The following is a 12,524-nucleotide window of genomic DNA, read 5'->3' as shown; positions in this document are numbered from 1 at the left end:
ACGCATGACCTTCACGATCCGCATCTTGCGCGCATTCCTTCGTGCCGGCACCGGCATCGCCTTTGCCGTGCTGATCGGCGCCGTCACCATCCAGGTCGTCGGGCGCAGCTTTGTCGGCAGCTCGCCCGTCTGGACCGAGGAACTGACCCGTTTTGCGCTGCTGTATCTGGCCGGTTTCGGCACCGGACTGGCGCTGCTGTCGGGCGATCTGGTCAATGTCGATCTGGTCAGCGAGGGCATGCCCGGTGCCTGGCCCTGGCGGCTGCGCCTGCTGTCGGCGGCGCTGGTGCTGGGCTTTTGCGCCCTGCTGATCGGCGCGGCGTGGCGGTTCACCGCGATCGGGGCGATGCAGACCTCGCCCGCGATGGCCGTGCCGATGAATTACGTTCATGGCAGCGTCCTTCTTTTGCTGGCCATGCTGGCCCTGGCCGCGCTGGCGCGGCTGATCGCGATGCTGACCGGCGCCTCGGATGGCCGCCCCGAGAACCTGCTGGGAGAGACGAAATGAGCCTTGCGATCCTGGGACTGACCTTCCTCGCCGGACTGGTGATCGGCATGCCGGTGGCGATCACGCTGGGGCTGTCGTCGATGGCCTACCTGCTTTACATGGGCATGCCGCTGGTGGTGATTCCGCAGAAGATGTATGCGGGCATGGACAGCTTTGTGCTGCTGTGCATTCCGGGGTTCATCCTGGCCGGCAACCTGATGAATGGCGGCGGCATCACCGGCCGGATCATCCGCTTCGCGCAGGCCATGGTCGGCTGGATCAGGGGCGGGCTGGCGCAGACCAACGTGGCCTCCTCGATGCTGTTCGGCGGCATTTCCGGGACGGCGGTCGCGGATGCGGCCTCGATCGGCGGCATGATGATCCCCGGCATGAAGAAGGCGGGCTATCCTGCGGATTTCTCGGCCGCCGTCACGGCCGCATCATCGACCGTCGGGCCGATCATCCCGCCTTCCGTGCCGATGATCATCGTCGGCTCGCTGGCCGGGATCTCGGTCGGCAAGATGTTCATTGCCGGTGCCATTCCCGGCATCCTGCTGGGCCTTGCGATGATGGTCACGACCTACATCATCGCCGTGCGCCGCGATTTTCCACGTCAGGCCTGGCAGGGCTGGGGCGAGCTGGGATCGGCCTTCCTCGGTGCCTTCTGGGCGCTGGCGATGACCGGGCTGATCGTCGGGGGGATGCTGTCGGGCTTTGTCACGCCGACCGAGACCGCCGTCGTCGCCTCGATCTATGCCGTCATCGTGGGCGCCTTCGTCTATCGCGAACTGCCGCTGTCGCGGGTGCCCTCGATCCTGATCGACAGCGCGGTGTCGTCGGCGGGCATCCTTGCCCTGGTCGGCACCGCCAATGTCTTCGGCTGGATCCTCGTCAGCGAGCGCATCCCGCAGATGATCGCCGATGCGGTCCTGTCGGTGACCGACAACCGCATCCTGGTCATCCTGCTGATCAACGTGATCCTGCTGGTCGTCGGCATGTTCATGGAGACCATCGCCGCCTTGATCATCCTGTTCGTGCCGCTGATGACGCTGGCGCAGGGGGTGGGGATCGAGCCGCTGCATTTCGCCGTCTTCGCGGTGCTGAACCTGATGATCGGGCTGACCACGCCGCCGGTGGGCGTGTGCATGTTCGTCTGCGCCAATATCGCGCGACTGCCCTTGGCGCCGGTGATCCGGGCGCTGGTGCCCTATCTGCTGACAAACATCTTCGTGCTGCTGCTGGTGTCCTATATCCCGGCGATCAGCACCTGGCTTCCCTCGCTGATGGACAAGTGACATGACCGACATCGCCTGCCGCCTGCACGCCGCCCACGATCTGCGCATCGAGGAACTGACCACGCCCGACCCCGCGCCCGAGACCGCGTTGATCCGGGTCCAGCGGGGCGGCATCTGCGGGTCGGACCTGCATTACTACCATGCCGGGGGCTTCGGGCCGATCCGAGTGCGCGAACCGATCATCCTTGGCCACGAGGCGGCCGGCATCGTCGAGGCCGCACCCGAGGGCTCGGGGCTGCGTGTGGGCCAACTGGTCGCGCTGTGCCCCTCGCGGCCTTGCGGGACCTGCGAATTCTGCGTGTCCGGCCGCGAACGGCATTGCCTGAACATGCGGTTCAACGGCTCGGCCATGCGGATGCCGCATGAGCAGGGGCTGTTCCGCAGCCGCATTGCCCATCCCGTCGCACAATGCCTGCCTCTGCCCGAGGGCATCGGCGCCGAGGCGGCCGCCGGAGCAGAGCCGCTGGCCGTCTGCCTGCATGCCCTGTCGATGGCACCGTCGCTGGCGGGGCAGAGGGTGCTGATCACCGGCGCCGGGCCGATCGGCGCGATCTGCACGGCGCTGGCCCGGCTGCGCGGCGCGGCCGAGATCGTGGTGACCGATGTGCAGGACTTCACCCTCGGCATCGCCGAACGGCTTGGCGCCGACCGGGTGGTGAATGTCGCAAGCGACCCCGACGGGCTGGCCGCCTATGCCACCGGCAAGGGGTGCATCGACGTGGTGCTGGAATGTTCGGCCAATCCCCATGCCATCGCGCAGGCCATAGCGATCACCCGGCCGCAGGGAACGGTGGTGCAGATCGGCGTCGGCGGCGCGACGCCGCTGCCGCTGAACCTGATCGTGTCCAAGGAATTGCGGCTCGTCGGCACACATCGTTTTGACGCCGAATATGCCGAGGCGGTGCGGATGATCGGCGCGGGCCAGATCGATCTTGCGCCGATGGTCACGCAGGTCCTGCCGGCGCGCGAGGCCGTGCGCGCCTTCGATCTGGCCGGCGACCGCACGCAGGCGGTCAAGGTGCAACTGGATTTCGCGGTCTGAGCCGCGCCACAGGAGGACAGGATGCGACAGACATGGCGCTGGTTCGGCCCGAAGGATCGGGTCTCGATTGACGATATGCGGCAGGCGGGCGTGCAGGGCGTCGTCACGGCGCTGCATCATGTCCCGACCGGCGAGGTCTGGACCGCCGATGAGATCGCCCGGCGACAGGACGGCCTGTCGCGGATGCGCGACGGATCGGCCTCGGGACTGGCATGGGAGGTGGTCGAAAGCCTGCCGGTCAGCGAGGCGATCAAGACCCAGACCGGCGACTGGCGGGCGCATGTGGCGAACTGGATCGCCTCGATGCGCAACCTGAAGGCGGCAGGCATCGACGTGCTGTGCTACAACTTCATGCCCGTGCTTGACTGGACGCGCACCGATCTGGCCTGGCGGCGGCCCACCGGCGCCACCTGCATGCGGTTCGATTTCACCGATTTCGCGGCCTTCGACATCCACATCCTGGCCCGCAAGGGCGCCGCAGAGGATTTCCCCGACGAGATCCGCGACGAGGCCGCCCGCCGCTTTGCCGCGATGGACGATGCGCGGCGCGAGGAACTGGCCGGCAATGTGGTGTTCGGTCTGCCGGGCGCGGCCGAAAGCTTCAGCCTGGACGACGTGCGCGACCTGCTGGAGAGCTACGCGCCCGTCACCGACGCGGTGCTGCGCCGGCATTTTCACGACTTCCTCGAACAGGTCGCCCCGGTCGCCCAAGAGATCGGGATGCGGCTCTGCTGTCACCCCGACGATCCGCCCTTCGGCCTGCTGGGCCTGCCGCGCGTCATGTCGACCGAGGCCGATTACGCCGAACGCATGGCCGCCGTCGATCTGCCCGCGAACGGCATCACGCTGTGTTCGGGCTCGCTGGGGGCGCGGCCCGACAACGACCTGCCGGGGATGATGCGCCGTCTGGGCGACCGGGTGCATTTCCTGCATCTGCGCAATGTCCGCCGCGACAGCGATGCGCTGCGCGGATCGTTCTTCGAGGACGAACATCTGGGCGGGCAGACCGACATGGTCGCGCTGATCGCCGCCGTGTTGCAGGAGGAGGCGCGGCGCCGTGCGGCCGGGCGCGTCGATCACCAGATCCCGATGCGCCCCGATCACGGGCAGGACATCCTTGACGACATCGGCCGCGGCGGTCAGCCGGGCTATCCGGCCATCGGGCGCCTCAAGGGGCTGGCCGAGTTGCGCGGGGTCGAAGCCGCGCTGAGCCATCCGGTCGTCGCCGGGGGCGTCGCATGACCGGCGGTCTGATCCTGTCGATCGGCGAGGCGATGGTCGAGTTGTCGCAGGCCGCGCAACCGGGGCTGTGGCAGGTGGGCGTGGCGGGCGACACGCTGAACACCGCCTGGTATCTGCGCCGGCTGCTGCCAGATGCGTGGCGCGTCGGCTATCTCAGCCGCGTGGGAACCGGCGAGTTCTCGCAGAAGATGGTCGATTTCCTCGATGCCGAGGGGATCGAGACCGGTTTCGTGGGCCGCGACCCGGATCGCGAGATCGGGCTTTACGCGATTTCGCTGAAGGATGGCGAGCGCAGCTTTGCCTATTGGCGCGACCGGTCAGCGGCGCGGCGGCTGGCCGACGATCCGGCGGCGCTGTCGGGGGCGCTGTCGGGCGCGCGCATCGCCTATCTGTCGGGGATCACGCTGGCGATCCTGCCGCCAGATGGCCGCGCGCGGCTGCTGGCAGCGCTGGCCGAGGCGCGCGCGGGCGGCACCCGGATCGTCTTCGACACCAACCTGCGGCCGCGGCTGTGGCCCGATGTGGCGACCATGCGCCAGGGCGTCGAGGACGCCGCCGCGCAGGCCGATCTGGTGCTGCCCAGTTTCGACGACGAATGCGACTTCTTCGGCGATCGCGACCCCCAGGCGACGCTGGACCGCTATCTGCGCTGCGGCGCGGGGCAGGTGGTGCTGAAGGCCGGCGGCGCGGCGGTGCGGTTCGCCGGGGCCGAGGGGCAGGGAATCGTCGAGGACCTGCCGCGCGAGGTGCCGGTAGACACGACCTCGGCCGGCGACAGCTTCAACGCCGGCTATCTTGCCGCCCGGGTGCAGGGCGCGGGCATCGAGGATGCGATCCGCCGCGCCCATGACCTCAGCCGCAAGGTGATCCGCCATCGCGGCGCGCTGGTGCGCGAGGCGGTCTGACCGCCCCGCCCGGCGGCGTCACAGCACCGAGATCATCCCGCCATCGACAAAGATCAACTGCCCGCTGACATAGTTCGAGGCGTCCGAGGCCAGGTAGATCGCGGTGCCCACCAACTCGTCCGGGCGGCCCCAGCGGCCTGCCGGCGTGCGGCCCTTGACCCAGGCGTCGAAGTCGGGGTTCGCGGTCAGCGCCTCGTTCATCTCGGTCAGCATGTAGCCCGGCCCGATGGCGTTGGCCTGGATGCCGTGCGGCGTCCATTCGGCGGCCATGCCCTTGGTCAGCAGCCGGATGCCGCCCTTGGCAACGGTGTAGGGAATGACCGTCGCGCGGGCCAGTTCGCTGGTCAGCGAGCCGATGTTCACGATCTTGCCGCGCCCGCGCGGGATCATCCGTTTCGCCGCCTCGCGCCCCAGCAGGAAGGCGCTGGTCAGGTTGGTGTCGATCACCCGCTGCCAGTCGGCCAGCGCCAGGTCGACCATCGGCTGGCGATGCTGGATGCCGGCATTGTTCACCAGAATGTCGATCTGGACCCCTTCGGCATCCAGGTCGCGGAACACCGCCTCGACCGCCTGTTCGTCTGTCACGTCGAAGGATGCGGCGCGCACGGTCAGCCCGGCCTCGCGCATCTCGGCCGCGGCGGCTTCGGTCTTGTCGGGGTCGCGGCCGTTGATCACCAGCGCCGCGCCGGCCGCGCCGAAGCCCTCGGCGATGGCCCGGCCAAGCCCGCGGGTCGATCCGGTGATCAGCGCCGTGCGGCCGGTCAGGTCGAACAGGTTGCTGGCGGTCATGCCGTCCACTCCGATCTGCGCAGGGTCAGGTCGCTGCGATCGTAGACCGCCGGCAGCAGGTCGGTGCCGAGGCCCGGACCCTCCATCGGCAGCGCGTGGCCGTCGCGGATCACAGGCATCTCGGTGACCAGTTCGCGATACCAGCCGTCATAGAAGGCGCGCACCGATTCCTGGATCAGCGTGTTCGGCTGGCTGAACGAGGCGTGGATGGCGGCCACGAAGCCCACCGGTCCGGTGCAGTCATGCGGCGCGAAGGGGCGGTGATAGGTGTCGGCCAGCGCCGCGATCTTGCGCCCCTCGGTCAGCCCGCCGGTCCAGCACAGATCGACCATTGCGACATGCAGCGCGCCCCGGTCCAGCATGTCCTTGTAGGGGAAACGCGATCCCAGCGTTTCGCTGGCGCAGACCCAGACATCGGTCGCGGCGGCATATTCCTCCAGCGCCTGCGGGCTGTTCATGCGGATCGGGTCTTCATACCAGAAAGGCGCGTAGGGCTCGACCGCGCGGGCGATCTGCTTGGCGGTCGGCAGGTTCCACAGCGAATGGAATTCCACCATGATGTCCATCGCGTCGCCCACGCGCTTGCGGATCTTCTCGAACGGGTCCAGCGCCTTGCGCATCTGGTCGGCCGAGATCGACATGCCGCGGTTTTCCTGCGCGGGCGGATCGAAGGGCCAGATCTTCATCGCCGTGATGCCGCTTTCCAGCAGGTTCTCGGCCAGTGCGCCGGCGTCCGACATGAAGGCGTTCAGGTCCTCATAGGGACCCTCGGCGCTGCCGATGTTCCAGGTGTCCACCGGGCGGATATTGTTGCTGCGCACATAGCCGTAGCCCGCGCAGGTGTTGTAGATGCGCAGCCGGTCGCAGTTCAGCCCGCCCAGCAGGTTGTGGACCGGCTGGCCGGTGATCTTGCCGAACAGGTCCCACAGCGCGATATCGATCGCCGAGGCCGCGCGGTATTCCACGCCCGTCGAGCTTTGTGCCATCGGCAGATCGACCATCGCGCGGTTCAGCGCCTCGATGCGGGTGGGATCCTTGCCCAGCAGCCGCACGGCCAGGGTGTTGTGGATATGCGCCTCGACCGCCTCGGCGCCATAGAAGGTCTCGCCCAGGCCGATGCTGCCTTCGTCGGTATGCAGCCGCACCCACAGCACATTCGAGAATTCCTCGGTGCGCAAGGTCTCTATCGCGGTGATCTTCAAGTGCTACCCTCCCTGTGGCGAGCCCCCGCGAATCGCGTTGACTTTTGAGATATGCTGTGAAATATCAGAAAACATCAAGAGGGGGAACCACGATGCGGGCCGAGGCCGGACCATCTCAGCCGACAGGGGGCGCCGAGGCCGGCGCGGCGTCGGCCGACGATCCGGCGGCAGCGGCCGTCTCGGGCGACCTGACCAGCGCCGCCTATGAGCGGATCGAGGAGTTGTTCATCTCGATGCGGCTGCAGCCGGGCGCGACCCTGCGCACGCAGGATCTTCAGGAACTGACCGGGCTTGGCCGCACCCCCGTGCATCAGGCGGTGCGCCGGCTGGCGGCCGAGACGCTGCTGGATGTGCAGCCGCGCAACGGGCTGCGGGTCTCGCCGATCGATCTGGCGCGCGAACGCCGGCTAGCCGACCTGCGCCGCGACATGGACCGCTTTGTGGTCGGCGCGGTCATCGCGCGGATGGCCGGCAACGAACGCGCCCGGCTGCATCACATCACGCGCCGTCTGGAGGACGAACGGGCCACCATCACGCTTGACCGATTCAACATGCTGGACAAAGCCTTCGACAAGTTCATGATCCAGTCGGCGGGCGAACGCTTCCTCGACCGCTGCCTGCGGCCGCTGAAGGCGCTGGGCCGGCGGGCGGGGTTTCTGGACATCACCCGGGTCAGCGGCCAGCAGGGGCTGGACGAGACCGTGGGCCATCACCTCGCCATCATGCAGGCGGTGCTGGCCGGTGACGTGGCGCGGGCCCGCGAGATGTCGGACCGGCTGGTGGAATTCGGCCTGACGATGCTGGACCGGCTTGAACAGAATATCGATCCGGCCTTGCTTGATGTGAGCTTCGGCCTGGACGGAGGCCAGGGAGGGCGGGCGATGTAGCCCGCGACCGGCACGCGATCGCCGCATCAGCCGCGGCGCGATGCCCAGAACCGTCACTCAATCTGAACGTCCAAGGGAGGACCCCAATGAGACTGATCCACGCGGCCACGATGGCCCTGATCCTGACGGCCGGCGCGGCCGTCGCGCAGGACTTCACCTTCAAGTTCCAGTCGTCGGACCCGGCAGGGAACCCCAATTTCGAGTTCCAGAAGGGCTGGACCGATCTGGTGGCCGAGAAATCCGGCGGCAAGATCAAGATCGAACTGCTGCCGGTCGGCTCGGTCGTCGAATACAACGAGACGCTGGACGCGGTGGCGGCGGGCATCCTGGACGGGCAGATCTGCGACAGCTCGTACTGGGCGGGCAAGGACCCGGCCTTCGGCCTGATCTCGAACCCGGTCGGCGCCTGGTCCGCGCCCGAGCAGATGATCGATTTCGTCGAGAATGGCGGAGGCAAGGAACTGATGCAGGAACTGCTGGGCAGCTATGGCCTGCATTTCATCGGCGTCTCGACGCCGGGGCTGGAAGCCTTCGTGTCGCGGGTGCCGCTGGAAGGCGTGGCCGACCTGCAGGGCGTCAAGGTGCGCACGCCGGAAGGCCCGATTGCCAACGTCTTTGCCGCCGCCGGGGCCTCGCCGGTCAACCTGCCGTCGTCCGAGGTGTTCACCTCGATTGACAAGGGTGTCGTCGATGCAGCTGATTATTCGGTGTTTTCGGTAAACCAGCAGCAGGGTCTGAACGGCGTCGCGCCGCATCCGGTCTATCCCGGCTTCCATTCGTTGCCGCTGGTCGAGGTGTCGATGAACAGCGCCAAATGGGACGCGCTGCCCGACGACATGAAGGTGCTGATGGAAGAGACGGTGAAGGAGTTCCAGCAGACCCAGCTGGCCGGCAACCGTGCCGCCGACGAGGCCGCGCTGGCCGAGGCCGAGGCCGATCCCGCCATCACGGTCCACAACTGGTCCGACGAGGAACGCGCCAAGTTCCGCGCGCTTGGCGTGGCCGAATGGGAAAAGCTGGCCACCCAGTCGCCCATGTCGCAGAAGGTCTTCGACACGCTGACCGCCTATCTGCGCGAGAAGGGCATGCTGTAAGCAGCGTGACCAGGGCCGTCCCGCCCCGTCGGGGCGGCCATCATTTCTTGGGGGGAGCCACCACATGACCGCAGACCGTCACCCAGACGAGATCGACCTGGCCGCCACCAGCGAAGGCGTCGGCCCCATTCCCGCCGAGGCGGGGACGATGGGGCGAATCGTGGATCGCGTTGCCTATGTCTTTGCCGCCGGCATCGTCGTCTCGGCCGCCGTGCTGCTGTCCGAGGTGTTCCTGCGCTACGTCCTCAACCGCCCGACCATCTGGGCGCACGAGCTGACCGTGTTCCTGTGCGGGCTGGCCTTCACGTTTGGCGGCCTCTATTGCACCTGCCGCAACAGCCATATCCGGGTGGTGCTGATCTATGACTGGCTGTCGCCGGGTCTGCGCCGCATCTTCGACATTGTCATCTCGATCAGCTGCGCCGTCGCCTCGGGGTTTTTCGCCTATGCCGCCTGGCACATGGTCACCCGCGCGGTCTGGACCCCCTCGGGCGAGATCCGGCTGGAAACCACCGGCAGCGCCTGGAGCCCGCCGACACCCGCGCTGATCAAGATCTTCATCTTTGTCATCATGGTGCTGCTGGTCGTGCAGTTCCTGATCTTCGCCGTGAATTATGCCCGCCGGGCGAGAGGATAACGCCCGATGATGGATCTTGGCTTCAACCTTCAGGCCCTGGGCATCGAATGGGGCACGGCGGTCATGTTCGGCATGCTGATCGCGCTGCTCTTGACCGGGATGCCGCTGGCCTTCGTGACGCTGCTGGTCGCGCTGATCTTCGCGCTGGGGTGGTTCGGCCCGATGTCGATCCCGCTGATCACCAGCCGCGTCTATTCCTTCGTGATGAACTTCGTCTTCGTTTCGGTGCCGATGTTCGTGCTGATGGCGGCGATCCTCGACCGCTCGGGCATCGCCCGCGACCTGTTCGACGCGATGAAGCTGTTCGCCGGCCGCATCAGGGGCAGCGTCGCCATCCAGACCGTCTTCGTGGCGGTCATCCTGGCGGCGATGTCGGGCATCATCGGCGGCGAGATCGTGCTGCTGGGCCTGCTGGCGCTGCCGCAGATGCTGCGGCTGGGCTATGATCGCGGCCTCGCGATCGGCGTGGTCTGCGCGGGGGGCGCGCTGGGGACGATGATCCCGCCCTCGATCGTGCTGATCATCTATGGCCTCACCGCAAACGTCTCGATCGGCGAACTGTTTACTGCCTCGTTCCTGCCCGGCCTGATGCTGGCCGGGTTCTATTGCGCCTATATCCTGGCGCGGGCCTATCTGACGCCGGGCGCGGTGCCCGATGTCGATCCGACGCCGGTATCGCGGGCGGAAAAGATGCGCCTGCTGAAGGGACTGGCGCTGCCGATCTTCGTGGTGGCGGCGGTGCTGGGTTCGATCTATGGCGGCATCGCCTCGGTCACCGAGGCCTCTGCCATCGGCGTCGGCGGGGTGGTGCTGTCCACCATCCTGCGGGGCGAATTCAGCTATGCCCTGCTGCGCGGCGCGGCGATGCAGACGCTGGCGACGGTGGGCATGATCGTCTGGATCGGCATCGGCGCGACCGCCATTGTCGGCGTCTACAACCTCATGGGCGGCGTCGATTTCGTGTCCGAGATGATCACCGGCATCTCGGACAATCCGACGGTGATCGTGCTGGTGATGATGGCGATCCTGTTCTTCCTTGGCGCCTTTCTCGACTGGGTGGGCATCGCGCTGCTGACCATGCCGATCTTCGTGCCGATCATCGTCGATCTGGGCATGGACCCGGTCTGGTTCGGGGTGGTGTTCTGCATGAACATGCAGGTCAGCTTCCTGTCGCCGCCCTTCGGCCCGGCCGCCTTCTACCTGAAATCGGTGGCGCCGCCCGACATCACGCTGGGGATCATCTTCCGCTCGCTTCTGCCGTTCATCGGGTTGCAGATCGTCGCGCTGGCACTGCTGATCGCCTTTCCGGGCATCACCGGACGCTGAGACCGCCGCCCGTCGCACGCAGGATGCCGCGCGGTGGGCTTACGTTCGCTTGGGCAAGGAAGGAGTCCGGTCATGGAACAGCACGGCGATCCGCCGCCCCTGCGGCCCTGCGTGATGGTGATGGGCCCCAGTGGGGTGGGAAAATCGACCTTTGCCGAGGCGCTGGCGGTGGCGCTGGAGGCCGATTTCATCGAGGGAGACGACCATCACCCGCCGGCGAACCGGGCCGCGATGGCCGCGGGCACGCCGCTGACCGACGCGATGCGGGCGCCCTGGCTGGCGGCGCTTGCTGCCGCTGTGCGCGCGGCCCGGTCGCGGCGGGCGGTGGTGTTTTCCTGCTCGGCGCTCAAGCGCAGCTATCGCGACAGCCTGCGCGAGGGCATCGGTCCCCTGCGCATCGTCAGCCTGACGGCGCCCGCCGGCCTGATCCGCACGCGGATGGGCCAGCGCCGGCATTTCATGCCCAGCGCGCTGCTGGATTCGCAGATCGAGACGCTGCAACCGCCCGAGGCCGACGAGGCGGCGATCACGCTGGACATGTCGCGCAGCCTGGCCGAGGTGCTGCACGAGGCGGTGGCGCAACTGCGCCACTAGGGTCAGGCCCCGTTGATCTCGGACATCTGGTGTGATTCAGCCTGCGCAACGAGACTGACTGATGAGCACCCTGTTCTGGCTGACGGACGCACAGATGGCGGGGCTTGAACGCTTCTTTCCGAAGAGCCACGGCAAGCCGGGCGGCGATGATCGCCTGTGCTGAATGGCATGATCTTCATCAATCGCAACGGGTTGCGTTGGTGCGAAGCGCCCAAGGACTAGGGGCCATCAAGGCGCCTGCAGAACCGCTGGAAGCGGTGGGGCGACATGGGCACCTTCGCCCGGATGATGGATGGGATGGTCTCCGAAGGCCGCTGCGCCGACAGGTGCCCGAGGCTGTTCCTCTCCGCCGTCGCACTCGCCGCTTCCGTCATGGTCTGGCTGTGAGGCAAGAATGAGATGCCGTAACGGGGCCTGCGCTGCGACCTGCCCGTTACCGTTGTCAAACCGAGGGCAATCTGGCGCCATTCCCGTATTGGATCCATCTGGAGGACTGCGGAATGAAGCTGTTTGTCGGACTGGACGTGTCGCTGGAGAAGACCGCGACCTGCGTCATCAGCGAGCATGGGAAGATCGTGAGGGAGGCGCAGGCGGCCAGCGAGCCGGAGGCGCTGGCGCGCTGGATTGGGGACTTGGAGGGCACCATCGCGGTCGTCGGTCTCGAAGCCGGCCCCCTGTCGCAATGGCTGCATCGTGGCATGACCGAGGCGGGCCTGAGTGTGGTGCTGATGGAGACCCGGCAGGTGAAGGGTGCCCTGAAGGCGATGCCGATCAAAACGGACCGACGGGATGCCGAGGGCATTGCGCGCCTGCTTCATCTCGGCTGGTTCCGGCCCGTCCATTGCAAATCCGTCTCGGCGCAGGAAGTGCGGGCTCTGCTCAGTGCCCGCAAAGCCGTGCAGCAGGGCTTTATCACTCTGGAGCTGTCATTGCGTGGACTGCTGCGGAACTTCGGGCTGAAGGTCGGCGCGATCTCCCGCGGCAGGTTCGAGCACCGCATCCGAGAGCTGACGGTAGACAACCC

The 12,524-nt window shown here is 67.2% G+C and carries 13 protein-coding genes and 1 pseudogene; 12 read left to right on the top strand and 2 right to left on the bottom strand.

All coding sequences use genetic code 11. The annotated features are described in order from the left end of the window. Positions 1–4 precede the first annotated feature (4 nt). The 5 genes from Q5Y72_RS16560 to Q5Y72_RS16540 are packed head-to-tail and all read left to right on the top strand — an operon-like array spanning position 5 to position 4,971. On the top strand, positions 5–508 hold the full coding sequence (locus Q5Y72_RS16560; RefSeq protein ID WP_305964534.1) for a TRAP transporter small permease: 504 nt from the start codon (positions 5–7) through the stop codon (positions 506–508). Further along, complete coding sequence (locus Q5Y72_RS16555) at positions 505–1,782, top strand: TRAP transporter large permease (RefSeq protein ID WP_305964533.1); 1,278 nt, start codon at positions 505–507, stop codon at positions 1,780–1,782. The genes Q5Y72_RS16560 and Q5Y72_RS16555 overlap by 4 nt, the downstream gene beginning before the upstream one ends. 1 nt (position 1,783) lies before the next feature. Further along, the gene (locus Q5Y72_RS16550; RefSeq protein WP_305964532.1) at positions 1,784–2,824 is read left to right on the top strand and encodes an L-idonate 5-dehydrogenase; all 1,041 of its coding nucleotides are present in this window, start codon (positions 1,784–1,786) and stop codon (positions 2,822–2,824) included. Positions 2,825–2,845: 21 nt separating this feature from the next. Continuing rightward, on the top strand, positions 2,846–4,066 hold the full coding sequence (gene uxuA, locus Q5Y72_RS16545; protein WP_305964531.1) for a mannonate dehydratase: 1,221 nt from the start codon (positions 2,846–2,848) through the stop codon (positions 4,064–4,066). Beyond that, entirely contained in the window at positions 4,063–4,971 is a 909-nt protein-coding gene (locus Q5Y72_RS16540) for a sugar kinase (RefSeq protein ID WP_305964530.1), read from the top strand. The genes uxuA and Q5Y72_RS16540 overlap by 4 nt, the downstream gene beginning before the upstream one ends. A gap of 18 nt (positions 4,972–4,989) precedes the next feature. Here Q5Y72_RS16540 and Q5Y72_RS16535 read toward each other — a convergent pair whose 3' ends face one another. Then, positions 4,990–5,760 (bottom strand): SDR family oxidoreductase, encoded by a 771-nt coding sequence (locus tag Q5Y72_RS16535; RefSeq protein WP_305964529.1) that lies wholly within the window; start codon positions 5,758–5,760, stop codon positions 4,990–4,992. After that, positions 5,757–6,962: a mandelate racemase/muconate lactonizing enzyme family protein gene (locus Q5Y72_RS16530; RefSeq protein WP_305964528.1), complete on the bottom strand. Its 1,206-nt coding sequence runs from the start codon at positions 6,960–6,962 to the stop codon at positions 5,757–5,759. Before Q5Y72_RS16530 ends, Q5Y72_RS16535 begins: the two co-directional genes overlap by 4 nt. Before the next feature lie 92 nt (positions 6,963–7,054). Here Q5Y72_RS16530 and Q5Y72_RS16525 point away from each other — a divergent pair, with 92 nt between their 5' ends. The 7 genes and pseudogenes from Q5Y72_RS16525 to Q5Y72_RS16495 form a co-directional block, all read left to right on the top strand. After that, entirely contained in the window at positions 7,055–7,849 is a 795-nt protein-coding gene (locus tag Q5Y72_RS16525) for a GntR family transcriptional regulator (protein ID WP_305964527.1), read from the top strand. Between the two features lie 86 nt (positions 7,850–7,935). Next, positions 7,936–8,943, top strand: coding sequence for a TRAP transporter substrate-binding protein (locus Q5Y72_RS16520; protein WP_305964526.1), 1,008 nt, complete (start codon positions 7,936–7,938; stop codon positions 8,941–8,943). A 64-nt stretch (positions 8,944–9,007) separates the two neighbouring features. Beyond that, the gene (locus Q5Y72_RS16515) at positions 9,008–9,580 is read left to right on the top strand and encodes a TRAP transporter small permease subunit (protein ID WP_305964525.1); all 573 of its coding nucleotides are present in this window, start codon (positions 9,008–9,010) and stop codon (positions 9,578–9,580) included. A gap of 9 nt (positions 9,581–9,589) precedes the next feature. Next, positions 9,590–10,906, top strand: coding sequence for a TRAP transporter large permease (locus Q5Y72_RS16510; protein WP_305964575.1), 1,317 nt, complete (start codon positions 9,590–9,592; stop codon positions 10,904–10,906). Between the two features lie 72 nt (positions 10,907–10,978). Beyond that, positions 10,979–11,500: a gluconokinase gene (locus Q5Y72_RS16505; protein ID WP_305964524.1), complete on the top strand. Its 522-nt coding sequence runs from the start codon at positions 10,979–10,981 to the stop codon at positions 11,498–11,500. Positions 11,501–11,561: 61 nt separating this feature from the next. After that, positions 11,562–11,809: pseudogene (locus Q5Y72_RS16500) on the top strand (transposase); the annotation flags it as partial. A gap of 191 nt (positions 11,810–12,000) precedes the next feature. After that, a partial coding sequence (locus Q5Y72_RS16495) for an IS110 family transposase (RefSeq protein ID WP_305964523.1) occupies positions 12,001–12,524 on the top strand: 524 nt, incomplete at its 3' end.

The sequence above is a fragment of the Paracoccus spongiarum genome, assembly GCF_030732095.1.
Taxonomy (GTDB): Bacteria; Pseudomonadota; Alphaproteobacteria; order Rhodobacterales; family Rhodobacteraceae; genus Paracoccus; species Paracoccus spongiarum.
Note: the sequence above shows the minus strand (reverse complement) of the source record. Positions and strands in the feature narration are given on the sequence as shown.